The organism is Pseudomonas sp. TH34 (genome assembly GCF_016650865.1).
Taxonomy (GTDB): Bacteria; Pseudomonadota; Gammaproteobacteria; order Pseudomonadales; family Pseudomonadaceae; genus Aquipseudomonas; species Aquipseudomonas yamanorum.
In genome coordinates, this window is the sequence record NZ_JAEKFB010000012.1 from 246,402 (window position 1) to 270,219 (window position 23,818).

Consider the following 23,818-nt stretch of genomic DNA (forward strand, 5'->3'; position numbering starts at 1 on the left):
AAAGCGACACTTCCTCGAACGGACTCGACTGATGCTGCGAATCGCCCTCCTGCTCACCTGCGCGCTGCTCGGCCTCATCAGCCCCTTGGCCAGCGCTGCCAGCCCGACCTTCCCGGATGCACAAGCCAGCGACCCGGCCAAGCTGCAATGGATGGTCGGCGCACCGCCGCCGGCAGATCGCACCGTACGCTTTGAAGACGGCAGCTATTTCCGCTTCCCGGCCATGCGCTGGAGTGTCGCCCACTTTCGCCAATTGATGCCCACGGTGAACGTCTCCCGCGGGCTGGGTGCGCCGCTGGCGTTGCCACGCAAACTCGATCCGGGACTCGATGCAATCCCCGTGCAGCCCGTGGGTGCCACCCAGCCGTTGAGCTGGCGCCAGACTCTGGACGCCACCTACACCGATGGCATCGTGGTGATGCATCGCGGTACGGTGGTGTATGAGCGTTATTTCGGGGTGCTCAAGGACGACGGGCAACACGCGGCCATGTCGGTCACCAAATCAGTGATCGGCACCCTGGGCGCGATGCTGGTGGCCGATGGCACCCTCGACCCACAGAAAAAGATCGTCGACTACGTGCCCGAACTGGGCCGCTCCGCCTTTGGCAGCGCCACCCTGCGCCAGGTGCTGGACATGACCACCGCCCTGGACTACAGCGAAGACTATGCCGATCCCAACGCCGAAGTCTGGGCCCACGCCCAGGCCGGCAACCCGCTGCCCAAACCCAAGGACTACACCGGGCCGCGCAGCTACTACGAGTTCCTGCAAACCGTAAAACAGCGCGGCGAACACGGGCGCGCCTTCGGCTACAAGACCGTCAATACCGACGTGCTGGGCTGGGTGATCGCCCGCGCGACCGGGCGCAATGTGGCGCAACTGCTCAGCGAACGCATCTGGAGCCGGCTCGGCGCCGAACAGGACGCCTACTTCACCGTCGATTCCATCGGCACACCGTTTGCCGGTGGTGGCCTGAACACCGGGCTACGGGACCTGGCCCGTTTTGCTGAAATGCTGCGCAACGGCGGGCAGTTCAACGGCCAGCAGATCGTGCCCGAGAGTGTGGTCAAGGCTATTCGCCAAGGCGGCGACAAGCAGGCGTTCGCCCAGGCCGGTTATGGCCAATTGAAGGGTTGGAGCTATCGCAACATGTGGTGGGTAACCCACAATCCCGACGGTGCCTTCATGGCCCGTGGGGTGCATGGCCAGAGCATCTATATCGACCCCAAGGCCGAGATGGTGATTGTTCGTTATGCCTCCCATCCGGTGGCGGGCAATGCTGCCAATGATGGGGTGACGTTGCCGGCCTATGAGGCCATGGCGACTTTTTTGATGACCAAGCCAGACTGACCGTCTCGCTTAACGTGGAGTAAACCTTTGTCCCAACCCGGCGAAAACCACCAGCTAGCCCTGGACCGATTCTTGAGCGAACACCCGGCCCTGGCGGCGGAACTGAATACGTTGAACCCCTTGGCGGCCCAGGCCAAGGGGGAAACCATGGAGCAGTACCGCGCCGAACGCCTGCATGAAGCCTTCGAGGCAGAAGCCGAGCAACAAGGCCTGTTTGCCTGGGAGCTGACGCTGAAACTGACAGCGCATTCACCCGCGGAATTCGAGGCCCAGCGCCTTGAAGTGCACAAGGAAGTGGCGCAAATGGCAGGCCTGAGCTGGGCGGAATATTGCCAGTTGCATGACTTGCCCGCTTAGAACCAGCGGCTCAAGCCCTGGCGGGTATCGCCGATCACCGCACGTAATTCATCCAGGGTGATTGTTCTGCGTTCAGGTTCGATCGCCAACGCCGTGCGTAACGCTCGCCAGCAATGGCGAGGCAGTTGCCCGGGCCGGGCCGGTCGGTCACTGGAGTGGCGCCGGCCTTGTGCCAATTCGTAAAGCACACAGGCCACTGCATACAGATCGGCACTGGCCGACAGCGCTCCGCCAGCCAGCAACTCTGGCGCGGCGTACATCGGTGTCCAGGCATTGAAACGACTGCGACTCAAGCCTGGGGACCCCGCCGGGGCCTGTCCGCACGCCTGCCCCAGGCCGAAATCGAACAAACGCAACCCGCCCTCTCCCACCATGACATTGGAGGGTTTCACATCGCCGTGCAGCACACCCTGTTGATGGCTATGACGCAACGCATCAAGCAATTGCACGGCGATGCCTTGCAACTCGCGCCAGGGTAAACCTTCAGGACACTCCAGCAGCAGCCGGTCCAGGGTCATGCCCTGAAGCAGCTCCATAGTGAAGAAGGCGATCTGACAGGGGGCGTCCACTTCAAACGAAAATACACGCACCACCTGCTCATGGCGAAGGCTGCGGGTCAGGGCGAACTCGTTGTACAGCAGCACGTGGGCATCCGCAGATTCACGGATGGTTTCACCCAGCACTTTGATCGCCACACTGGAACGCGACTCACCAAACTGTTCGTACAGCAGGTCCCGGGCGCGATAAACCACGCCCATGCCGCCGGCACCCAGCACGCGCTCGATAAGGTATCGTCCGGCGAGTAATTCGGGGACGCCGTCACGCGGTGGGTTTGTCGTGGCCTCGGCAAAGGCAAAGTGGGTTATGTCGTTCATGACTGCACGACCACAGCGGTCAGGTTATCGCGGGCGGCACCGCGCAATACGCCTGCAAATAGTTGGTCCAGGACCCGCCGTGGGTCTCCCAGGCTCAACGCCTGCCCCAGCTCGCCATGGCTAAGCGCCTGGTACAGGCCGTCACTGCACAGCAGAAAGACATCCCCTGCCACAGTCCCAAGTTCCAATACCTGCGGCCTCAACGGATCACGCGAGCCAATGGCGCGGGTCAACGCCCGTGCATCGGGATGCGCCCTGGCCTGCTCCAGGCTCACCCGCTGATCAATTAACTGTTCGAACAGCGAGTGATCCCGCGACAGCTGGTACAGCGTCTGCGCTCGCCACAGATAACAGCGGCTGTCACCGGCCCAGATACACGCGGCGCGATCGCCCTGAAGCAGCAATGCCACGACCGTGCTCCCCATGGTGCGATCACCGCCATGGTCGGTGACCGTCAACTCCTCACCCAACCGCCGATTGAGCCATTGCAGGCAACGGCGGGTCGCCTCGACCCGGTCGTCCAGGCTTCCCTGGCCAGGCAATAACGCCAGGCTATCGACCACCAGTTGGCTGGCGACATCCCCGGCCTGATGCCCGCCCATCCCGTCTGCCACGGCCCAGCAGCCCTGCCGGGGACAATCGAGAAAGGCATCCTCATTGCGCGACCTGAGCTTGCCACGGTCCGTACGGCCAGCGCTGCGCCAGCGATCCGGACATCGGTTCACAGCTGCTCCGGCAGGCGAAAGGTACGCCACTGCGTCATCTGAAACGGGTTGGGAGTGCGCCGGCTGGTCAGCAGATAGTTGGCGCGCAAGCCTGCCAGGTCGGCCTTGAGGATCAATACATCCTGCCCGCTGGAGGCCTCGCTTTGCATCAGGTCGAACAAGCGGAACAGCGACCAGGCCCCGGCATTCTTTTCGAGGCCCAACGGCCGTTCGCTGCCCCGCTCCAGCACCAGGCTGCTGCGACCATTTTCAGCCTCGGTTGGCCTCATACACCGGGGCCACCCCACGCACAATCGTCACCGCCTCCTCTACTGTCGGCTCGCGCACCTGTACCGGCTGGAAACGCCGCGCCAACGCAGGGTCTTTCTCGAAGTATTTCTTGTGCTCCGACCAAGTCGTGGCGGCGATGGTACGCAGTTCACCGCGTGCCAGCGCCGGCTTGAGCAGGTTCGCAGCATCGGAACTGCCGGCCTGTTTGCTCAACCAGGTGCGCCGGATTGAAGTCCTTCATCGAATTGATCCTGATCTGGATCGCCAGCTCATCCAGCTCGGCAGAGTCCTGGAGCCGATTGGGGACGCTCAAGGTCAAGCTCAAGGCTTGCTTGGCCAACACCTCGTCAAAGGTGTTCTTGTCGATCCCGACGGGCTTGCGGTCTTCGAGTTGGCGTGGGTCTTCACGCTGGGTGAAGTCGCCAAGCACCAGCAGTTTCAACGGCAGCTCCAGCTCTTCCTGCGCAGTACCGACGGCGGGTTTGAACGTGATATTGATGCGTTCCTTGGGGGCTACCGAACCTTCTTTCGCCATGGTGTTTCTCCTTTTTCGGGTGGCTCGAAAGCCTATTCAAGTACCGCTTCAAGATCGAAGTGGCACAGCCTGCGATGGACATCTTCCTTGCGCTCACGCACAGAGTGGCTTTGCGGCAACACGTCACAACAGCCATGCAGGAGTTGCAGCACCTCAACCGCCAATTCAGGCTCCCAGCGCTGCAAGCCTGACTGCTGCAGTTCGTGGTCCAGGTGGTCAAGCTGGACTTTGGCAAGGTCATGCTTACCCGCCAGCACAGACAACCTGGCGAGGCCAAGCCGCCAATGAAATCGGGCACGCTCACCTGTGGCGGTTTGCATGCTTTGCTTGAGAGATTGAACGGCCGCCTTGAATCCGTCCTTGCGCAGCACGGGCACGACGTCGTGCAACGCTTTGTCCCAAGGCGCAGCCTGGGCATCAAGTGCCGACCGGGCTGGCACCGGACTTTGCAAATGGCGGACAACCTGAGTGTTGATCCAGCCCCGGGTAACGGAGTCAGCGAATGGCGTTCCATCGTGAAAGCGCAACTGCACGAGGCCAGGCAAACGCTGGAGCAACAAGGCGAAGTGCACTTCCAGCTCGGTCATGGCCAAATCGGCCTGAAGTGTCTGCAGGCACTCCCATACCCTGTACAAGCCGTCAAACCAGAAAGGTGCGCAGGCCAGGCTGGCCTCAAGTTCCAACAACAGGTCGGCGTGTTGCCCTTGGGCAAAGCGCTCCTGGTAGCGCTTGAGCTTGTCCGGCGCCGGGCCCCGCAAAGGCGTGACCTGTTCGTTGTCACAGTCCGGGAGGCTGGTGATCGTCAGCCAGGTCAACGTTCGGTTCAGACGCAGCGCGCGCAGGTCAGTGGCATTCTGGCGCTGCCACCAGGCAGACAAAGGCCGGGCATTCTCCTGCAGCGCACGCAGCAGCTTATGGGCGTCCTTTTCGTTATCCACCACAGGCTCGGGGGCCAGCTGTTGAGTCGCCACCGGCCTGACCTGGTCGCTTATCCCTGCGATACCGTTTGGCGGGGAGTCACTCACGGTGGCCTGCTGCAACCCGTCCGAGAGCCGCCTGCGAATCGGCAGTAACGATGGCGCCTCGTCGCCGAGATGCTGGGTCAATAGTTCATCCAGCCGGGTCAGGTGTTCGAGCATGCAGTGGAACAGGGAGCGCTGATCCTTGAACGGAAGATGTTGCCCAAGCGCCTGCTCAAGGCGCGGAACCAGCCAGCCAAATGCGGCACTGCGGGTACGCAGTTTGACCGGGTACACGACCGCCCAATGATGCTCACAGAGGTAGCGCAGCAATCCGAGGCCTGCGAGCAATCCTGGAAAGGACTCACGCTGATGCAATGCCCAGGTCAACCAGACAGCAACCCGCAAGTCCTTGGACTGGTGGCGTAACAAAGCCTCGCCTTTTTCCACTACCCATTGCCAGTCAGGTTGGCTGTTACCATGTATGGAATGCGTCTTGCCCAGTTCGGTTTCAAGTGCCTCATATTCAGTGGAAAAACGCATATCCGCGCCCGCATAACTCACTGTCGAGTTGGGTGCCTGCGCAAGTTTCAGGTAATAATCGGAAAGCCTGTCTGAATAAACCATTATTGGCTGCACTTTACTTCCTGGAAATGTTCAGCTAACTAACGGCAATTTAAGCGCACATTAGAATACTGTTTTAAGTTCATCTTCCCGGCGGGAAGAGCACGAACCTTATCCATGCAAAAAGCTTTGTTCAAGCCACGAAACGGCTGTTAAGGAATTTCCTACAAAAATAAAAAATTCGCCGGTGCGCAACAGTTTGCACAATCAGAACAACACGCACGCTTATGTTTAATGTAGACCCTGCGGATAAGCCGCCTATCAGTACGCTGCAACTAACTGCACACCGCTGCGCAAACAAATACAAATAACTTCAGTTCCAAACCGACATCACCTCTTAAAAAACAAACCAATAAAACCTTAACCCCCCGATTTCATTAGCTCTTGAACTTTCCGGCACGCTTCTTGATATCGAGCATTACCCAGCCGGCAAATCAGCCGACTGGGGCGACCTCATTTATCAGGCAAGGAAACCAGTTATGCCAACACCCGCGTATCTCTCCATCACCGGCACCAAGCAAGGCTTGATTACGGCAGGCACATTCACCCAGGACTCGGTCGGCAACATCTATCAGGAAGGCCACGAAAACCAGATTCTGGTGCAGGGGTTCCAGCATCAGGTGATCATTCCCCGTGATCCACAATCCGGCCAGCCCACCGGCCAGCGAGTGCACAAGCCCCTGATGATCAGCAAGGTATTCGATAAGTCTTCGCCACTGCTGTTCAACGCATTGACCTCCGGGGAAATGGTCAAGTGCCGCCTTGAGTGGTACCGCACCTCTTCAGTCGGCACCCAGGAGCACTACTTCACCATCGAGCTGGAGGACGCGATTCTGGTGGACATCCAGTCACGGATGCCCAACTGCCAGGACCCGAACAATTCGCACTTCACACATCTGGAGGATGTGTATTTCGCTTACCGGAAAATCCTCTGGACCCATAAGGTATGCGGCACCTCAGGCCATGATGACTGGCGCAACCCGGTAGCTGGCTAAGCACCCACCGAAACAGAAACGGCAAAGCCATGGATGGCGCCGTTTCTGTCGGCTACTAGACCATCGCCAGCGGATGCTTGCGCTTCGGCGCACCAAAAACCCGGTCAATCGCATCCAGGTCGTGCTCATCCAGCACCAGCTTTGCCGCTGCGGCATTGAGCCGGATATGCTCGGGCGTCACAGCTTTGGGAATGGCGATCACACCGTCCTGGCGCAAGACCCAGGCCAGGGAAACCTGGGCGGGTGTGACCTCGTGTCGACGGGCAATTTGCTTGAGGGTCGGGCTGGCCAACAGCTCGCCACCCTGGGCGATGGGACAGTAGGCCATCAATGGCAAATTATGTTGCTGCCACCACGGCAGCAGGTCGAATTCGATACCGCGCTCTTCAATGTTGTAGAGCACCTGATTGGTGGCGCAGGCCGGGGACGCCAGTTCCTGCAGGTCGGCCACATCAAAGTTGGACACGCCCCAACGACCGATCTTGCCCGCCTCACGCAAGCGTTCGAAGGCTTCCACCGTTTCTTCAAGGGGGTATTGCCCACGCCAATGCAGCAGATACAGGTCGATGTAGTCGGTGCCCAGGCGCTGGAGGCTGGCCTCACATGCCTGTGGAACACCTTTACGGCTGGCATTGTGCGGGTACACCTTGCTGACCAGGAACACCTGGTCACGTTTACCGCGAATCGCTTCGCCGACGACTTCTTCGGCGCCGCCTTCGCCATACATTTCAGCGGTATCGATCAGGGTCATGCCCTCATCAATGCCCAGTTGCAACGCCGCCACTTCGGCGCTGCGTTGACCGGGGTGTTCGCCCATGCGCCAGGTCCCCTGGCCGATGACAGGGACGGGAACGCCGGCCAGATCAATGGTGCGCATGACAACCTCCTGATGAATTCGCGAATTAACAGTGTGGCACCGACTGGACAAAAGGGTTCAATCGAAGGATGGTGGCCCTTTCCATCCCAGCCATAGAAAGGGCGCGCAATGCTGTTTGTGGTCATGCTTGGGGGCAAGCACCCCCGGGCGAAAATCGAAGTGCATGATGTGGTATTCGCCGTGGCCGACACCCTGGAAGCCGCCTACCCGCAACTGCGCGAGGGCTGGTTTGGCAGCCAGAAAGGTGTGCATATCGATTCCTGGATGACGGTGGACGGCGTCGACGGCTGGAAAGTCCACCTCAGCCACCTGGCACCTAACGCCGGTGCGCCGCGCCTGTACTTCATCAACCTGGGCGGTTATGAATCGAACATCTTTGGCGAAGCCCACCACTACCTGTTGGTGGTTGCGCGCACGGCCAGGGAAGCCGCGGCCCAAGGCAAACGGCAGATGCTCACCCACTGGACCCAACCCCATACCGACGGTGTGCTGGATATCGACGACTGCCTGCCCATCGACCTGGTAGACGGACGCTATATCCACCTGGAACAGGGCGTTCACCGCCCGGTCGTCACGCGAAACGACTACATCGTACTGCCCTGACCGCCTCCTACCCGAACGGGGTATGGCGCCCCACCCACCACCTGCCTGAAAGTGCAATCAGCCCCTCGGCCTGACAACAAGCACAATTTCAAGGTGGGTCCGCCATGCATAAAGCCGTTATCGCCCTGTTCAGCGCTGTCTTGCTTGCATCCACGTCCCTCAGCCAGGCCGCTGACGACCCGGACAACACCTTGCGCATCTACAACTGGGCCGATTACATCGGGGAACACACCCTCACCGACTTCGAGAAAGCCAGCGGCATCAAGGTGATCTACGACACCTACGACTCCTACGAAACCGTGCAGGGCAAGCTGCTCTCCGGGCGCTCGGGTTATGACCTGGTGGTGCTCAACGCGTCCCTGGTGCCGCTGCTGATCAAGGCCAAGGCCTTCCAGCCCCTCAACAAAACGCTGTTGCCCGACTGGAACAACCTTGACCCTCCGGTGCTGAAAAGCCTGGAAACCCATGATCCGGGCGTGACCTATTCGGCGCCCTACACCTGGGGCAGCAACGGCGTGACCTACAACATCGACAAGATCAAGGAACGCATGCCGGATGCGCCTATCGGCTCCCTGGCGATGATCTTCGATCCCAAGATCGTTTCGCGCTTTGCCGACTGCGGAATTACGTTCATGGACTCCCCCACCGACATGATCCCGCTGGCCCTGACCTATCTCGGCCTGGACCCCAACAGTGTGGCGCCCAAAGACCTCAAGGTCGCCCAGGATGTACTGATGGCCGTACGCCCGTACATCCGCAAATTCGATTCCAGCGGCTTTATCAACGGCCTGGCCAACGGCGAGCTATGCATGGCCACGACCTGGTCCGGCGACTACGCCACGTCCCAGGCCCGGGCCGCGGAAGCCGGGGCCAAGGTCAACCTGGGTTACTTCATCCCCAAGGAAGGCTCGCTGATCTGGTTCGATAACTTCTACATCCCGACCGACGCGCCCCATGTGGCGAATGCCCACAAGTTCATCGAATTCCTCCTGCAACCGGAAGTCATCGCCGGCGTCAGCAACACCATTCACTACGCCAACAGCAACTTGGCGTCCAAGCCCTTTGTAAATGCGGACATACGCGACAACCCGGCCATCTACCCGGACGCGGCGACGATGCAGCGCTTGTTCACCCAGAAAAGCCAGTCCCAAGCCGCCGTGCGCCTGATCACCCGTACCTGGAACGCCGTGAAGACCGGCAAGTGAAACCCAGCCATTGAAGGTAAATGCCATGACCCTGCCAAATCCTGCTTTTTTCGCCCAGTTCGACCACGAGCAACTGGACGCCGCCGACAAGGCCCATTACATGCACGGCTTCCATATGTTCGATGAGCACCGTGAGCAAGGCTCGCTGAACATCGCGGCCGGTGACGGCGCCTACATCTACGACACCGCCGGCAACCGTTACCTGGATGCCGTCGGCGGCATGTGGTGCACGAATATCGGCCTGGGCCGCGAGGAAATGGCCGACGCCATCGCCAACCAGGTGCGCCAGTTGGCCTACTCCAACCCGTTCTGCGACATGGCCAACGTCACCGCCATTGAACTGTGCGCCAAGCTCGCCAGCCTGGCCCCCGGCGACCTCGACCATGTGTTCCTGACCACCGGCGGTTCCACGGCTGTCGATACCGCCTATCGTCTGGTGCAGTTCTATCAGAACAGCCGCGGCAAGCATGCGAAGAAACACATCATCTCGCGCTTCAGTGCGTACCACGGCTCGACATTCCTCACGATGTCCATCGGCAACAAGGCCGCCGACCGCGCGCCGGAATTCGACTTCATGAGCGACCTGTTCCACCACATCTCCTGCCCAAACTACTACCGGGCGCCAGAAGGCATGAGCGAGGCGCAGTTCCTCGATTTCCTGGTGGATGAGTTCGAAGACAAGATTCTGACCATCGGCGCCGACAAGGTGGCCGCGTTCTTTGCCGAACCGATCATGGGCTCGGGCGGCGTGATCATTCCGCCGAAGGGTTATCACCGGCGCATGTGGGAAATCTGCCAACGCTACGACCTGCTGTACGTGGCGGATGAAGTGGTGACGTCCTTCGGCCGGCTGGGAAAATTCTTCGCCTCCCAGGAGGTGTTCGACATGCAGCCGGACATCATCACCACCGCCAAGGGCCTGACTTCCGGCTACCTGCCGTTGGGCGCCTGTATTTTCTCGGACCGCATCTGGCAAGTGATCGGCGAGCCGGGCAAGGGCCGTTGCTTTACCCATGGCTTCACTTACAGCGGTCATCCGGTGAGTTGCGTGGCGGCACTGAAGAACATCGAGATCATCGAGCGGGAAAACCTGCTGGCTCATGTCGAGGATGTCGGCGTGTACCTCGAACAGCGCCTGCAAACCCTGGACAGCCTGCCGTTGGTGGGCGACGTACGCTGCCAGCGCTTGATGGCCTGCATTGAATTTGTCGCCGACAAACACACCAAGGCGCTGCTGCCGGACGCGGTGAACATCGGCGAGAAGATCCACCTGCGGGCCCAGGCCAAAGGTTTGCTGGTGCGGCCCATCGGCCACCTGAATGTGATGTCGCCGCCGCTGATCATCACCCATGCCCAGGTGGACCAAGTGGTGGAGATCCTGCGCCAGTGCATCCTCGACACCGCCGAAGAGCTGCGCCAAAGCGGCGAGTATCAGGGCCGATGAGCCTGGGCGCCCCGGTGCTTTTGCCGGGGCCCTGGCCGGCGGGTAGACTGGCCGGCATGAGCCAGAACGCCGATCACTGCCCTGCCCCGTCCTTCCAGGTGCTTGAAGCCTGGAACGGCGCATTAGCCCACGCCTTCGCCAGCGTCGACGAAGCGACCTTCCTTGAACACCTGGCCTGCGCCCTCAGTGCGCTGACCCCTATCGAATCGATGATGATCAGCCTGGAGCGCCAGGGCCAGGCGCCGCACTTGCTCTACCAGCAAGGCATCCCCCGGCCGCACTATGAAGAAATCATCAACCGCTACTTTTCCCGGGGCTACCTGCTGGATCCGTTCTGCCTCGCGGTAGACAAGGGCCTGGCCGAAGGTTTCTACCACCTGGCGCAAATCGCCCCGGACGATTTCTTCAACAGCGAGTACTACAAGACCTACTACCTGCGCAGCGGTGGCGCCCAGGAGAGCTACTACATCGTTGACCTGTGCCCCAACAGCAAGATTTCCCTGTGCATGTTCCAGGGGCTGAGTGCCGGCCAGTTCAGCGATGAACAACTGGCGCTGCAACGAACCGCCCACCCCATCGTGCGTGAACTGCTGCGGCGCTTCGGCACCACGGGCGGGCTGTGCAAGGTGATCAGCGACGAGGCTTTCACCCAGACCCAGGTGCATCAGCAGATTGAAGCGGCGTTCATGCATTTTGGCAGCGGCGTATTGACCGTGCGCGAACGGGAGATCGCCCACCTGATCCTGCGGGGGCACTCGGTGAAATCCACCGCGCAGGTGCTGGGCATTTCCCCGGAAACCGTGCGCATGCACCGCAAGCATTTGTATACCAAGCTTGAAATCAACTCCCAGGCGGAGCTGTTTGCGCTGTTTATCGATTGGCTGACCCACAGCGGCGTAATGGCCCGCCACACCTGACCCACCATCCCCCCGGGCGCGGCGCTCGTGAGGCTACGGTTCATTCTTGGGGAACTTTGCCAGGAAATAACCACCTGAATCCGGTACGCTCACCGTTTTTACCCAAGGAGTTATCCCTCATGGCCAAAGCCACCGCCCGTCACATCCTGGTTGCCACCGAAGACAAGTGCAACGAACTGAAAGCACAGATCGAAGGCGGCGCTGATTTCGCCGAGGTTGCCAAAGCCAACTCGTCCTGCCCGTCCAGCCGTCAAGGCGGCGACCTGGGCTCGTTCGGCCCGGGCCAAATGGTCAAAGAATTCGATACCGTCGTCTTCAGCGCCCCGGTCAACACCGTGCAAGGCCCAGTGAAAACCCAGTTCGGTTATCACCTGCTGGAAGTGACCAGCCGTCAGGACTGATCCAGTCCGCACCTATGTTTAAAACAGCGGCCCGCCTTTTGGTGGGCCGTTGTGCATCTGTGACAGTGTGAAGACTGGCGAGGCGTACGCGCATAGCGTACAAATCCCCTTACCTCTTCACCCGGCGCCCAAGGCTGATAATGCGAGTCGCTTTTTCTACCCTGTTTTGCTCCACCCTGGCCCTATTGCTGGCCAGCACCGCCGTGATCGCCGCGCCGCAATCGGCACTGACCGTGTACGGCGAACCGGCCAAATACCAACCCGGGTTCACTCATTTCGACTACGCCAACCCCAATGCCCCCAAGGGCGGCAGCTTGCGGCGTTCAGCGATCGAAATCGGGCGCTACGACCATGTATTGCCCTATGGCGACAAAGGCATCGGCGTCAGCCAGGTCGACGGTTGGCTGTATTCGCCCCTGGCCCAGCGTTCCCTGGATGAGCCCTACACGGTCTACGGCCTGGTGGCGGAAAAGATGGAGCGGTCAGACGACGGTCTGTCCCTGCGTTTTTACCTGAACCCCAAGGCCCGTTTCGCCGATGGCCAGCCGATCACCGCCGAAGACGTGCGCTACACCTTCGACCTGCTGATGACCCAGGGCAGCCTGCGCTACCGCACGCTGTTCGCCGACGTCAAACACGTCGAAGTCGAAGGCCCGCGCCAGGTACGCTTCGACTTCTCCAGCAACGAAAACCGCACCCTGCCCCTGGATGTCGCCACCCTGCCGGTGTTCCCCGAGCATTGGTGGAAGACCCGCAACTTTGCCGACGGCGGCGGCTACGAGATTCCCCTCGGCAGCGGCCCCTACACCATCAGCAAGGTGGATGCCGGCAACACCATCACCTTCAAGCGTGACCCGAACTGGTGGGGCAAGGACCTGCCCATCAGCCGTGGCTTGTACAACTTCGATCACTTGAGCCTGGAATACTTCGGCGACACCGAAGTGGCGCGCCAGGTCCTGCGGGGCGGAGCCTACGACTTCAACCGCGAATTCTCTGCCACCGGCTACTCCATCGGCTACAACGGCCCGGCCCTCGACGATGGTCGCCTGCAGCGCGCGCACCTGGCCAAAGAGGCGCCGCAACCGGCCCAGGGTTACGTGTTCAACGTGCAAAAGCCAATGTTCAAGGACCGCCGCGTGCGCCAGGCCCTGGCCATGCTGTGGGACTTCGAGTGGGCCAACCGGCAGATGATGCGCAACATGTACATCCGCCAGCAAAGCTTCTTCTCCAATAGCCCGCTGGCGGCGACTCAACTGCCGGATGCCCAGGAACTGGCGATTCTGGAACCTTTGCGCGGGCAGATTCCCGACGAAGTCTTCACCCAGGTGTTCAAGGCCCCCACCACTGACGGCACCGGGATGATCCGCGACAAGCAACTGCAAGCCCTGGCCCTGCTGGAACAGGCTGGCTGGAAACCCGACGGCGACAAACTGGTAAATGCCGAAGGAGAGCCGCTGGAGTTCACCTTCCTCAACGCCCAGAACGGCCTTGAGCGCCTGTTGTTGCCGTACAAACGCAACCTGGCGCAGATCGGCATCACCCTCAATATCCGCCGTATTGACTCCTCGCAATACGTCAACCGCCTGATGGCCCGGGACTACGACATGATTGTCACCGGTTTCCCGGTCACCACCTCGCCGGGGATGGAGTTGTACAACTACTTTGGCTCGGCCGCCGCGTTTGATACCGGCGCCAACAACTACATGGTCCTCAAGGACCCAGCCGTGGACAGCCTGATCAACGGCCTGGTCAAGGCCAACACCCAGTCGCAGATGCTCAGTTACGCCCACGCCCTGGACCGCGTGCTGCAATGGAATTACCTGTGGATTCCCAACTACTACCCGCCGGGCACCTCCGCCGCGTGGTGGAACCGCTTCGGCCGCCCGGCCGTGGAAGCCAAGACCGATGAGGCCCTGGAAACCTGGTGGGAAATCAGCCCCACGCCGCTGACCAATGAACAGATGAAAGCCGAACTGACCAAACGCCCGGGAGCCCGCTGATGTTTGCCTATATCGTGCGGCGCTTGCTGCTGATCATTCCCACCCTGGTGATTATCCTGCTGGTGAACTTCGTTATCGTGCAGGCCGCGCCCGGCGGGCCGGTGGAACAGGCCATTGCCCACCTGCAAGGCATCGGTGGCGGTGGCGTCGGCGGCTCGTCTGCCGAAAGCCTCAGCAGCGGCTCACGGGCCAGCCGTGGCCTGGACCCGAAACTGATCAAGGACATCGAAAAACAATACGGCTTCGACAAGCCCGCGCCGGAACGCCTGTGGCTGATGCTCAAGAGCTATGCCCAACTGGATTTCGGCAACAGTTTCTTCCGCGGCAAAAGCGTGACCGACCTGATCCTGGAAAAGATGCCGGTGACCATTTCCCTCGGCCTGTGGGCCACCTTGATCACCTACCTGGTGTCGATCCCGCTGGGGATTCGCAAGGCGGTGCGCCATGGCAGCAGTTTCGATGTGTGGAGCAGCACCGCGATCGTGATTGGGTATGCGATGCCGGCGTTTCTGTTTGCGATGTTCCTGATCGTGGTCTTCGCCGGCGGCACCTCGTTGAACTGGTTCCCCGTGCGCGGGCTGGTCTCGGAAGACTTCGACCAGTTGAGCACCGTCGGCAAGATCGCCGATTACTTCTGGCACCTGGTACTGCCGGTCAGCGCCCTGGTGATCGGCGGCTTCGCCACCTTGACCATCCTCACCAAAAACTCGTTCCTCAATGAAATCACCCGCCAGTACGTGGTCACCGCCCGAGCCAAAGGTTTGAGTGAACGCCGGGTGCTGTACGGGCATGTGTTTCGCAATGCCATGCTGCTGGTGATTTCGGGGATTCCCCAGGCATTTATCGCGGTGTTCTTTGCCGGTTCGCTGCTGATCGAGGTGATTTTCTCCCTGGATGGCCTGGGCCGCATGAGCTACGAAGCGGCGGTTTCACGGGACTATCCGGTGGTGTTCGGTTCGCTGTTTATCTTCACGCTGTTTGGCCTCTTGATAAAACTCATCGGTGACCTCTGCTACACCCTGGTGGACCCGCGTATCGACTTCGCCGCGAGGAACGCCTGATGCTCAAGCTCTCTCCCGTGGCCCGCCGGCGCTTTGAACGCTTCAAGAAAAACCGTCGCGGCTGGTGGTCGCTGTGGCTGTTTATCGGCCTGTTTATCCTGACCCTCGGCGGCGAGTTGATCGCCAATGACAAACCCTTGGTGCTCAGCTACCAGAACGAACTGTATTTCCCGGTGTTCAAGCGCTACACCGAGCAGGAGTTCGGCGGGCAACTGCCCTTCCAGGCGGATTACCGCAGTGAATACGTACAGAACCTGATCAAGAAGGACGGCGGCTGGATGCTGTTCCCGCCGATCCCGTTCAGCGACGACACCCCCAACTACGAACTGACCCGTCCTGCCCCCAGCCCGCCATCGAGCGTGAACTGGCTGGGCACCGACGACCAATCCCGCGACGTACTGGCGCGGGTGATCTTCGGCGCACGAGTATCCATCCTGTTTGCCCTGGCCCTCACCGCCATCAGCGCTGCCATCGGCATCGCCGCCGGGGCGTTGCAGGGTTACTACGGCGGCTGGGTTGACTTGCTCGGGCAACGAATATTGGAAGTGTGGTCCGGCCTGCCGGTGCTGTATTTGCTGATCATCCTGTCGGGGTTTGTCGAGCCGAATTTCTGGTGGTTGCTGGGGATCATGGCGCTGTTTTCGTGGCTGGCCCTGGTGGACGTGGTGCGCGCCGAGTTCCTGCGAGGGCGCAACCTGGAGTACGTCAAGGCCGCGCGGGCCCTGGGGCTGGGGGACGGCAAGATCATCCGCCGGCATATCCTGCCGAACGCGATGACCGCCACCCTGAGTTACTTGCCGTTCATTCTGACCGGGGCGATTTCTACCTTGAGCGCCCTGGATTTCCTCGGCTTCGGTATGCCCGCCGGCAGCGCGTCACTGGGCGAGCTGATCGCCCAGGGCAAGCAGAACCTGCAAGCGCCATGGCTGGGGCTGACTGCATTTTTCACCCTGGCGCTGATTCTGTCGTTGCTGGTGTTTATCGGCGAGGCGTTGCGTGACGCCTTCGACCCACGCTCATGAAGGGCCCTGAGATGACTGAAAACCTGATCGAGATTCGCGATCTGAGCGTCGCCTTCAACGGCCAGACCGTGGTGCGCAACCTGTGCCTGGACGTGCGCCCCGGCGAGTGCCTGGCGCTGGTGGGCGAGTCGGGGTCGGGCAAGTCGGTGACCGCCCATTCGATCCTGCAATTGCTCCCCGAAGCCGGCACCGAAACCACCGGTTCAGTGCGTTATCGCGGCCAGGAACTGCTCGGCGCCTCACCCGCGACCCTGCAAAAGCTGCGGGGCAACCGGATTGCGATGATCTTCCAGGAGCCGATGACTTCCCTGAATCCGCTGCACAGCATCGAGAAGCAAATCGGCGAAACCCTGCTGCTGCACAAGGGCCTGGGTGGCAAGCAAGCCCAGGCGCGGATCCTTGAATTGCTGGAACTGGTGGGCATCCAGAAGCCCCAGGAACGCCTCAAGGCCTACCCCCATCAACTCTCCGGCGGCCAGCGCCAGCGGGTGATGATCGCCATGGCCCTGGCCTGCGAGCCGGAACTGTTGATCGCCGACGAACCGACCACCGCGCTGGATGTGACAGTGCAGCGCAAGATCCTGCTGCTGCTCAAGTCCCTGCAACAACGCCTGGGCATGTCGTTGCTGCTGATCAGCCACGACCTCAACCTGGTGCGCAGCATTGCCCAGCGGGTGTGCGTCATGAAGGCCGGGGAGATTGTCGAGCAGGCAGATTGCGAAACCCTGTTCTGCGCCCCCAAACACCCTTACAGCCGCCTGCTGCTGGATGCTGAACCGGCAGGCATCGTCTTGAATCACGAGGCGCGGGAGACGGTGTTGCAGGTGGATGACCTGAGCGTGCAGTTCCCGCTGGGCGGCGGACTGTTCCGGCGCAAGCAGTACCTGCAAGCGGTGGACGGCATCAGCCTGACGGTGCAGCGCGGCAAGACCTTGGGGATTGTCGGCGAGTCCGGCTCGGGCAAATCCACACTGGGCCAGGCGATTCTGCGGCTGCTGGATTCCAGCGGCACGATTCGCTTCCAGGGCGAGGCTCTCGAAGGCCTGACGCAAAAGCAGATGCAGCCGTGGCGCAAGCAGATGCAGGTGGTGTTCCAGGACCCGTTCGGTAGCCTCAGCCCGCGGATGTCGGTGGCGCAGATCATCAGCGAAGGCCTCGAAGTGCATGCCCCGTGCAGCCTCAAGGACCGCGAAGCCCAAGTGATCCGCGTGCTGGAAGATGTCGGCCTGGACCCCGCCAGCCGCCATCGCTACCCCCACGAATTCTCCGGCGGCCAGCGCCAACGCATCGCCATCGCCCGGGCTTTGGTACTCAAACCGGCGTTGATTCTGCTGGACGAACCCACCTCGGCGCTGGACCGTACCGTGCAGAAACAAGTGGTCGCCCTGCTGCTTGAGCTGCAGGAAAAATACGGCCTGACTTACCTGTTTATCAGTCACGACCTGGCAGTGGTGCGGGCCCTGGCCCACGACATGATCGTGATCAAGGACGGCAAGGTGGTGGAGCGCGGGCCGAGCGACGAAGTGTTTGCCGCGCCTCAACACCCCTACACCCAGGAACTCCTCGCGGCGGCGCATCCATGAACACCAGCGGCAGCCTCAAGGATTACCAATACGTTCGTGGCCTGGCGATCCAGTCGTTGTTCGAGATCATCGAGCAGTCCAGCGAAGGCACGGTGATTGTCGACGGTGACGCCAACATCGTCTGGATGAACGAGCGTTACGCCAAGCGCTTCGGCCTGAAAAGCGCCGACGAGGCCATCGGCCAGCCGTGCGAGCAGGTGATTTCCAACAGCCTGCTGCGCCAGGTGGTACGTAACGACCAGCCGATATTGCTGGATATCCAGGACACGCCCAAAGGCCCGCTGGTGGTGATGCGCCTGCCGATCCATGACGACGCCGGCAAGGTGATCGGCGCCATCGGGTTTGCGTTGTTTGATGAGCTGCGCAACCTGTCGCCGCTGATCGAGCGCTACCTGAGCATGCAGCAGGAACTGGCGTCCACCCGGTCGTTGCTGAGGTCACGGCAAAGCAAGTACAACTTCGCGCACTTTATCGGCACCAGCGCGGCCAGCCTGGAAGTCAAACGCCGGGCGCGGCGCAGTGCCAGCGCGGACTCGCCGGTGTTACTGCTGGGGGAAACCGGGACCGGCAAGGAACTGCTGGCCCAGGCGATTCACGGTGCATCGCCTCGGGCGCACAAAGCCTTTGTGAGCATCAACAGCGCGGCGATTCCCCATGATTTACTGGAAGCCGAATTCTTTGGCACCGCACCGGGCGCGTTTACCGGCGCCGACCGCAAGGGCCGTCCCGGCAAGTTGCAGATTGCCCAGGGCGGCACGCTGTTTCTCGATGAGATCGGCGACATGCCGCTACCGCTGCAAAGCAAATTGCTGCGGGTGTTGCAGGAGAAAGAGTTCGAGCCAGTGGGCTCCAACGAGATGATCCACAGCGATGTGCGGGTGATTGCCGCCACGTCGATGGACCTGGAAGCGGCGATCAAGCGCGGGGAATTTCGGGCGGACCTGTATTACCGCCTGAATGTGCTGCCGATCCAGGTACCGCCGTTGCGCGCACGACTGGATGATTTGCCGGCATTGAGTGAGGCGATCCTGGAGGAGTTGCGCAGCCAGCACGAGCTGGACCGGGAAGCGTTGGCGCTGCTGGCGCGGCACGCATGGCCGGGGAATATCCGCGAACTGCGCAATGTACTGGAGCGGGCGGCGTTGTTGAGTGATGACCTGGTGCTGGATGCCCGTGAAATTCGCGCGGCAATTGGTACGTTCAGTCCGGTTGAGCACCGTTCGGTAGAGACCGTTGAGGGCGAGAGTTTCAGTGCGGCCAGGGAGCGGTTTGATCGGCAGGTGATTGGGGCGGCGTTGAAGCAGTGTGAGGGGAATGTGGTTGAGGCGGCGAAGCGGCTGGGGCTTGGCCGGTCGACCTTGTACAAGAAGATGGTCGCGCTGGGCATCGCCTAGTCTCAAAACAGAGACATAATTCCAAATACAGAGAAAATCCAATGTGAGAGCGGGCTTGCTCGCGAATGCGGTGTGTCAGTGCATGAATTACTGCCTGATACACCGCATTCGCGAGCAAGCCCGCTCCCACATTTGATCTCCAACAGTCTCAAATTCGGGACAAAACTTGAGAACACATTCACAGGTCAATAATTTCTCTATATATATCAACAAGTTAACCACTTGGCACACATCTCGCTATAGCCCTTCTCCACCGCCTCACCCCACAAAAATAACAATCAGATGGAGACACACCATGAGTGTGATCATTGCCCTCGCAGCCCTGGCGCTGCTGATGCTGGCCGCCTACCGTGGCTACAGCGTCATCCTGTTTGCCCCCATCGCCGCCCTCGGCGCTGTGCTGCTCACCGACCCTTCCGCTGTCGCGCCCGCCTTCACCGGGGTGTTCATGGAGAAGATGGTCGGCTTCCTGAAACTGTATTTCCCGGTATTCCTGCTCGGCGCGGTGTTCGGCAAGCTGATTGAAATCTCCGGCTTCTCGCGCTCCATCGTCGCCGCCGCGATCCGCTTGCTCGGCACCCGCCAGGCGATGCTGGTGATCGTGCTGGTGTGCGCCCTGCTGACCTACGGCGGCGTGTCGCTGTTTGTGGTGGTGTTCGCGGTGTACCCGTTTGCCGCCGAGATGTTCCGCCAGAGCAATATCCCCAAGCGCCTGCTGCCGGCGACCATCGCCCTCGGTGCGTTCTCGTTCACCATGGACGCCCTGCCCGGCACGCCGCAGATCCAGAACATCATCCCCAGCACCTTCTTCAACACCACCGCCTGGGCTGCGCCGTGGCTGGGGCTGATCGGCACCCTCTTCGTGTTCTGCGTCGGCATGCTGTACCTCGCCCGCCAGCGCAACAAGGCTCAGCGGGCCGGTGAAGGCTATGGCACCAACCTGCGCAACGAGCCGGAGACCGCCGAAGACATCAAGCTGCCCAACCCATGGATCGCCCTGTCGCCGCTGCTGCTGGTGGGCATCATGAACCTGCTGTTCACCCACTGGATTCCGCTGTGGTACGGCAAGACCCACACCCTCAGCCTGCCGGGCATGAGCGTGCCGGTGCAGACCGAAGTCGCCAAGCTTACGGCGATCTGGGCAGTGCAGGCGGCGTTGCTGGTGGGGATTATCGTGGTGCTGGTATTCGGCTTCTCGGCGATTCGCAGCAAGCTCGCCGAGGGCAGCAAGAGCGCGGTCAGCGGTGCATTGCTGGCGGCGATGAACACCGCTTCGGAATACGGTTTTGGTGCGGTGATCGCGTCGCTGCCGGGCTTCCTGGTGCTGGCGGACTGGCTCAAGGGCATTCCCAACCCACTGGTCAACGAGGCGATTACCGTGACCCTGCTGGCCGGTATCACCGGTTCCGCCTCGGGCGGCATGAGCATTGCGCTGGCGGCCATGTCGGAGAGCTTTATTTCAGCAGCCCATGCGGCCAATATCCCTCTTGAAGTACTGCACCGGGTCGCGGCCATGGCCAGCGGCGGCATGGACACCCTGCCCCACAACGGCGCCGTGATCACGTTGCTGGCGGTCACCGGGCTGACCCACCGCGAAGCCTATAAAGATATTTTCGGCATCACGATCATCAAGACCCTCGCGGTGTTCGTGGTGATTGGTACTTTCTACGCCACCGGCATTGTGTGAGGTTGATATGACGACATTGAACGGCAAGACCGCCCTGGTCACCGGCTCCACCAGCGGCATCGGCCTGGGCATCGCCCTGAGCCTGGCCAAGGCCGGCGCCAACCTGATCCTCAACGGCTTCGGCGACGCCAGCGCGGTGATCGCCCAGGTGCAGGCCTTCGGTGGCAAGGTGGGGCATCACCCGGCGGACGTCAGCGACCCGGCGCAGATCGCCGAGATGATCGCCTACGCCGAGCGCGAGTTTGGCGGCATCGACATTCTGGTGAACAACGCCGGGATCCAGCATGTGGCGCCGGTGGACGAGTTCCCGGTGGAGCGCTGGGATTCGATCATTGCGATCAACCTGTCATCGGTGTTCCACAGCACGCGGTTGAGCCTGCCGGGGATGAAGGCCAAGGGCTGGGGGCGGATCGTCAATATCGCCTCGGTGCATGGGCTGGTGGGTTCGGTGGGTAAGGCGGCTTACGTCGCTGCCAAGCACGGGGTGATCGGGTTGACCAAGGTGGTGGGCCTGGAAACCGCCCAGAGTAATGTCACTTGTAATGCCATCTGCCCGGGCTGGGTGTTGACGCCGCTGGTGCAGAAGCAGATTGATGATCGCATCGCCACCGGGGTTGATCCGCAGCAGGCACAACATGACTTGCTGGCGGAGAAGCAGCCGTCCCTGGAGTTCGTGACGCCGCCGCAATTGGGTGAGCTGGTGCTGTTCCTGTGCAGTGAAGCCGGCAGCCAGGTGCGGGGCGCGGCGTGGAATATCGACGGCGGCTGGCTGGCCCAGTAAACGACGATTTGATCGTTCCCACGCTCCGCGTGGGAATGCAGCCCGGGACGCTCCGCGTCCCAAGAGCGGACGCAGAGCGTCCAATGAGGCATTCCCACGCGGAGCGTGGGAACGAGAGAGACTCACCTATGTCCGAAATACTCTGGCAACCCTCCCCCGAACGCATCCACAACACCCGGATGGACCAGTTCCGACGCTTCATCAATGATCGCCACGCCTTGCAAATCAGCGACTACCCGGCCCTGCACCAATGGAGCATCGACCAGCGCCCGGACTTCTGGCAGTCCATCGTCGAGTTCTTCGACGTGCAGTTCCGCACGCCACCGAGCGCGGTACTGATCGAAGACGCCGAGATGCCCAGCGCCCAGTGGTTTCCCGGCGCTACCCTGAACTTTGCCGAACACCTGCTGCGCCGTCGCGACGATCATCCTGCGGTGGTCGCCATCAGCGAAGACGGCCAGCGCGAACAACTGACCTATGCCGAACTGGCCCGCCACGTCGCCGGCCTGCAACGCAGCCTGCGGGGGGCCGGTGTGGGCGTCGGTGACCGGGTGGCCGCGTGCATGCCCAACACCTGGCAAACCCTGGTGGGCATGCTCGCCACCACCAGCCTCGGGGCCATCTGGTCGTGCTCTTCGCCGGACTTCGGTACCCAAGGCGTGATTGACCGCTTCGGCCAGATCGAACCCAAGGTGCTGATCACCTGCGCCGGTTACCGGTATGCCGGCAAGGTCATCGACCAAAGCAGCAAGCTCAATGAAATCCTCGAGCGGCTGCCGTCCCTGCAACAGCTGATCATCGTGCCGTATGCCCGCCCGCAGGCGCGTCCCGAGGATTATCAGACTCGGGCCAACATCGCGCTCTGGGACGACTTCTACAGCCCCGGCGGCGAACCCGATTTCGTCGCCGTGCCCTTCGATCATCCGCTGTACATCCTCTATTCCAGCGGCACCACCGGCGTGCCCAAGTGCATCATCCACGGCACGGGCGGCGTACTGCTCACGCACCTCAAGGAACACGGCCTGCACGCCGACCTGTCGCGGGATGACTGCCTGTTCTACTACACCACCTGCGGCTGGATGATGTGGAACTGGCTGGTGTCGGTGCTGGCCATCGGCGCCACGGCGGTGCTGTATGACGGCTCACCGTTTCACCCGGGGCCGGAACGCTTGATGGACTTGATCGACCAGGAAAAAATCAGCGTGTTCGGCACCAGCCCGAAGTTCCTCGCCACCCTGAAAAAGGCCGGGCTGCAACCGCGCCTGAGTCACGACCTGGGCAGCCTCAAGGGCTTGATCTCCACCGGCTCGCCGCTGTCGCCCCAGAGCTACGACTACGTGTACCGCGAGATCAAGCCGGAGCTGTGCCTGTCGTCGATGTCCGGCGGCACCGACATCGTCTCCTGCTTTGTGATCGGCAACCCGGTGCTGCCGGTGCGGCGTGGCGAGATGCAGTGCAAGAGCCTGGCAATGGCCATCGAAGTCTGGGACGACAAAGGTCGCCCGCTGATAGGCGAAAAAGGCGAACTGGTGTGCACCCGGCACTTCCCGGCGATGCCCATCGGCCTGTGGAATGACCCGCACCAGGAAAAACTGCGGGCCTCGTATTTCAGCCAGTTTCCCGGCGTGTGGGCCCAAGGCGACTACGCCGAACAACGGCCCAATGGCAGCCTGCTGATCCATGGCCGCTCGGACGCGGTGCTCAACCCCGGCGGCGTGCGCATCGGCACCGCAGAGATTTATCGCCAGGTGGAAAAAGTGCCGCAGGTCCTGGAAAGCCTGGCCATCGGCCAACGCTGGCAGGATGACGTACGGGTGGTGCTGTTTGTGCGGCTCAGCGACGGCGTGGAGCTGGATGACGCCTTGGAGCAGCAGATCCGCCAAGTGATCCGCGCCAACACCACGCCGCGCCACGTGCCGGCGAAGATCCTCGCGGTGACGGATATCCCGCGCACCATCAGCGGCAAGATCGTCGAACTGGCGGTGCGCAACGTGGTGCATGGCGAGGCGGTGAAGAACACCGACGCCCTGGCCAACCCCGAGGCACTGGAGCAATTTCGTGATCGCCCGGAGCTGGCAGAAAGATGAAACGTTTTAGCCCTTCAGCACTCATTTGAAGACAAAACCCTCAAGCATGCTATTTTTCGAGGGTGGAA

20 protein-coding genes and 3 pseudogenes are annotated in these 23,818 nt (G+C 61.3%); 16 read left to right on the forward strand and 7 right to left on the reverse strand.

The features are described from left to right. The first annotated feature begins 31 nt into the window (after nt 1-31). The gene (locus tag JFU58_RS09305; protein WP_177026362.1) at nt 32-1,348 is read left to right on the forward strand and encodes a serine hydrolase domain-containing protein; all 1,317 of its coding nucleotides are present in this window, start codon (nt 32-34) and stop codon (nt 1,346-1,348) included. A gap of 27 nt (nt 1,349-1,375) precedes the next feature. Beyond that, on the forward strand, nt 1,376-1,705 hold the full coding sequence (locus JFU58_RS09310; RefSeq protein WP_063029276.1) for a DUF6388 family protein: 330 nt from the start codon (nt 1,376-1,378) through the stop codon (nt 1,703-1,705). On the opposite strand, the gene JFU58_RS09315 is transcribed toward JFU58_RS09310, so the two are convergent. The 6 genes and pseudogenes from JFU58_RS09315 to tssA all read right to left on the reverse strand — a co-directional run bounded on the left by JFU58_RS09315 (nt 1,702) and on the right by tssA (nt 5,696). Next, entirely contained in the window at nt 1,702-2,580 is an 879-nt protein-coding gene (locus tag JFU58_RS09315; RefSeq protein WP_177026360.1) for a serine/threonine-protein kinase, read from the reverse strand. The two genes, JFU58_RS09310 and JFU58_RS09315, sit on opposite strands and share 4 nt — an antisense overlap. Further along, the gene (locus JFU58_RS09320; RefSeq protein WP_093208940.1) at nt 2,577-3,305 is read right to left on the reverse strand and encodes a PP2C family protein-serine/threonine phosphatase; all 729 of its coding nucleotides are present in this window, start codon (nt 3,303-3,305) and stop codon (nt 2,577-2,579) included. Before JFU58_RS09320 ends, JFU58_RS09315 begins: the two co-directional genes overlap by 4 nt. Further along, a pseudogene (locus JFU58_RS09325) lies at nt 3,302-3,568 on the reverse strand (type VI secretion IcmF C-terminal domain-containing protein); the annotation flags it as partial. The pseudogene JFU58_RS09325 and the gene JFU58_RS09320, both read right to left, overlap by 4 nt. Beyond that, a pseudogene (locus JFU58_RS09330) lies at nt 3,558-3,779 on the reverse strand (hypothetical protein); the annotation flags it as partial. The pseudogenes JFU58_RS09325 and JFU58_RS09330, both read right to left, overlap by 11 nt. Nucleotide 3,780: 1 nt before the next feature. Next, nucleotides 3,781-4,110, reverse strand: a pseudogene (gene tssB / locus JFU58_RS09335) (type VI secretion system contractile sheath small subunit); the annotation flags it as partial. A gap of 32 nt (nt 4,111-4,142) precedes the next feature. After that, nucleotides 4,143-5,696 carry a type VI secretion system protein TssA gene (gene tssA / locus JFU58_RS09340; RefSeq protein WP_201140353.1) on the reverse strand — a complete coding sequence of 518 codons (1,554 nt, stop codon included), beginning with the start codon at nt 5,694-5,696 and terminating at the stop codon, nt 4,143-4,145. Nucleotides 5,697-6,172: 476 nt separating this feature from the next. Here tssA and JFU58_RS09345 point away from each other — a divergent pair, with 476 nt between their 5' ends. Further along, complete coding sequence (locus JFU58_RS09345; protein ID WP_063029245.1) at nt 6,173-6,688, forward strand: Hcp family type VI secretion system effector; 516 nt, start codon at nt 6,173-6,175, stop codon at nt 6,686-6,688. 55 nt (nt 6,689-6,743) lie between these two features. On the opposite strand, the gene JFU58_RS09350 is transcribed toward JFU58_RS09345, so the two are convergent. Continuing rightward, a complete protein-coding gene (locus JFU58_RS09350; protein ID WP_063029243.1) occupies nt 6,744-7,565 on the reverse strand; it encodes an aldo/keto reductase in 822 nt (273 codons plus the stop codon). Nucleotides 7,566-7,673: 108 nt separating this feature from the next. Between JFU58_RS09350 and JFU58_RS09355 the strand changes: the two genes are divergently transcribed. From JFU58_RS09355 to JFU58_RS09415, 13 genes are all read left to right on the forward strand, one after another. After that, the gene (locus JFU58_RS09355; RefSeq protein WP_093208880.1) at nt 7,674-8,168 is read left to right on the forward strand and encodes a DUF1543 domain-containing protein; all 495 of its coding nucleotides are present in this window, start codon (nt 7,674-7,676) and stop codon (nt 8,166-8,168) included. Nucleotides 8,169-8,272: 104 nt separating this feature from the next. Beyond that, nucleotides 8,273-9,373 (forward strand): polyamine ABC transporter substrate-binding protein, encoded by a 1,101-nt coding sequence (locus JFU58_RS09360; protein WP_201140355.1) that lies wholly within the window; start codon nt 8,273-8,275, stop codon nt 9,371-9,373. Between the two features lie 25 nt (nt 9,374-9,398). Then, nucleotides 9,399-10,817: an aminotransferase gene (locus JFU58_RS09365; RefSeq protein WP_201140357.1), complete on the forward strand. Its 1,419-nt coding sequence runs from the start codon at nt 9,399-9,401 to the stop codon at nt 10,815-10,817. A gap of 56 nt (nt 10,818-10,873) precedes the next feature. Next, complete coding sequence (locus JFU58_RS09370; RefSeq protein ID WP_201140359.1) at nt 10,874-11,734, forward strand: response regulator transcription factor; 861 nt, start codon at nt 10,874-10,876, stop codon at nt 11,732-11,734. 119 nt (nt 11,735-11,853) lie between these two features. Then, nucleotides 11,854-12,135: a peptidylprolyl isomerase gene (locus JFU58_RS09375; protein ID WP_003208024.1), complete on the forward strand. Its 282-nt coding sequence runs from the start codon at nt 11,854-11,856 to the stop codon at nt 12,133-12,135. Nucleotides 12,136-12,275: 140 nt separating this feature from the next. Further along, nucleotides 12,276-14,135, forward strand: coding sequence for an extracellular solute-binding protein (locus JFU58_RS09380; protein WP_063029235.1), 1,860 nt, complete (start codon nt 12,276-12,278; stop codon nt 14,133-14,135). Next, complete coding sequence (locus JFU58_RS09385) at nt 14,135-15,196, forward strand: microcin C ABC transporter permease YejB (RefSeq protein WP_102369335.1); 1,062 nt, start codon at nt 14,135-14,137, stop codon at nt 15,194-15,196. Before JFU58_RS09380 ends, JFU58_RS09385 begins: the two co-directional genes overlap by 1 nt. Then, on the forward strand, nt 15,196-16,218 hold the full coding sequence (locus JFU58_RS09390; RefSeq protein ID WP_003208019.1) for an ABC transporter permease: 1,023 nt from the start codon (nt 15,196-15,198) through the stop codon (nt 16,216-16,218). The genes JFU58_RS09385 and JFU58_RS09390 overlap by 1 nt, the downstream gene beginning before the upstream one ends. 11 nt (nt 16,219-16,229) lie before the next feature. After that, nucleotides 16,230-17,801, forward strand: a complete 1,572-nt coding sequence (locus JFU58_RS09395) for an ABC transporter ATP-binding protein (RefSeq protein ID WP_063029231.1) — start codon at nt 16,230-16,232, stop codon at nt 17,799-17,801. Next, nucleotides 17,798-19,195, forward strand: coding sequence for a sigma-54 interaction domain-containing protein (locus tag JFU58_RS09400; RefSeq protein ID WP_201140361.1), 1,398 nt, complete (start codon nt 17,798-17,800; stop codon nt 19,193-19,195). Before JFU58_RS09395 ends, JFU58_RS09400 begins: the two co-directional genes overlap by 4 nt. A gap of 295 nt (nt 19,196-19,490) precedes the next feature. Continuing rightward, nucleotides 19,491-20,882 (forward strand): GntP family permease, encoded by a 1,392-nt coding sequence (locus JFU58_RS09405; protein ID WP_201140363.1) that lies wholly within the window; start codon nt 19,491-19,493, stop codon nt 20,880-20,882. Nucleotides 20,883-20,889: 7 nt separating this feature from the next. After that, a complete protein-coding gene (locus tag JFU58_RS09410; protein ID WP_177026345.1) occupies nt 20,890-21,663 on the forward strand; it encodes a 3-hydroxybutyrate dehydrogenase in 774 nt (257 codons plus the stop codon). A gap of 128 nt (nt 21,664-21,791) precedes the next feature. Further along, entirely contained in the window at nt 21,792-23,750 is a 1,959-nt protein-coding gene (locus JFU58_RS09415; RefSeq protein ID WP_201140365.1) for an acetoacetate--CoA ligase, read from the forward strand. The last annotated feature ends 68 nt before the right edge of the window (nt 23,751-23,818 follow it).

What these genes read in the sequence shown, in the direction of transcription:
- JFU58_RS09305 (WP_177026362.1), top strand. Translation starts at nt 32, where the DNA reads ATGCTGCGAATCGCCCTCCTGCTCACCTGCGCGCTGCTCGGCCTCATC.
- JFU58_RS09315 (WP_177026360.1), bottom strand. Translation starts at nt 2,580, where the DNA reads ATGAACGACATAACCCACTTTGCCTTTGCCGAGGCCACGACAAACCCA.
- tssA (WP_201140353.1), bottom strand. Translation starts at nt 5,696, where the DNA reads ATGGTTTATTCAGACAGGCTTTCCGATTATTACCTGAAACTTGCGCAG.
- JFU58_RS09345 (WP_063029245.1), top strand. Translation starts at nt 6,173, where the DNA reads ATGCCAACACCCGCGTATCTCTCCATCACCGGCACCAAGCAAGGCTTG.
- JFU58_RS09350 (WP_063029243.1), bottom strand. Translation starts at nt 7,565, where the DNA reads ATGCGCACCATTGATCTGGCCGGCGTTCCCGTCCCTGTCATCGGCCAG.
- JFU58_RS09355 (WP_093208880.1), top strand. Translation starts at nt 7,674, where the DNA reads ATGCTGTTTGTGGTCATGCTTGGGGGCAAGCACCCCCGGGCGAAAATC.
- JFU58_RS09360 (WP_201140355.1), top strand. Translation starts at nt 8,273, where the DNA reads ATGCATAAAGCCGTTATCGCCCTGTTCAGCGCTGTCTTGCTTGCATCC.
- JFU58_RS09365 (WP_201140357.1), top strand. Translation starts at nt 9,399, where the DNA reads ATGACCCTGCCAAATCCTGCTTTTTTCGCCCAGTTCGACCACGAGCAA.
- JFU58_RS09370 (WP_201140359.1), top strand. Translation starts at nt 10,874, where the DNA reads ATGAGCCAGAACGCCGATCACTGCCCTGCCCCGTCCTTCCAGGTGCTT.
- JFU58_RS09375 (WP_003208024.1), top strand. Translation starts at nt 11,854, where the DNA reads ATGGCCAAAGCCACCGCCCGTCACATCCTGGTTGCCACCGAAGACAAG.
- JFU58_RS09380 (WP_063029235.1), top strand. Translation starts at nt 12,276, where the DNA reads ATGCGAGTCGCTTTTTCTACCCTGTTTTGCTCCACCCTGGCCCTATTG.
- JFU58_RS09385 (WP_102369335.1), top strand. Translation starts at nt 14,135, where the DNA reads ATGTTTGCCTATATCGTGCGGCGCTTGCTGCTGATCATTCCCACCCTG.
- JFU58_RS09390 (WP_003208019.1), top strand. Translation starts at nt 15,196, where the DNA reads ATGCTCAAGCTCTCTCCCGTGGCCCGCCGGCGCTTTGAACGCTTCAAG.
- JFU58_RS09395 (WP_063029231.1), top strand. Translation starts at nt 16,230, where the DNA reads ATGACTGAAAACCTGATCGAGATTCGCGATCTGAGCGTCGCCTTCAAC.
- JFU58_RS09400 (WP_201140361.1), top strand. Translation starts at nt 17,798, where the DNA reads ATGAACACCAGCGGCAGCCTCAAGGATTACCAATACGTTCGTGGCCTG.
- JFU58_RS09405 (WP_201140363.1), top strand. Translation starts at nt 19,491, where the DNA reads ATGAGTGTGATCATTGCCCTCGCAGCCCTGGCGCTGCTGATGCTGGCC.
- JFU58_RS09410 (WP_177026345.1), top strand. Translation starts at nt 20,890, where the DNA reads ATGACGACATTGAACGGCAAGACCGCCCTGGTCACCGGCTCCACCAGC.
- JFU58_RS09415 (WP_201140365.1), top strand. Translation starts at nt 21,792, where the DNA reads ATGTCCGAAATACTCTGGCAACCCTCCCCCGAACGCATCCACAACACC.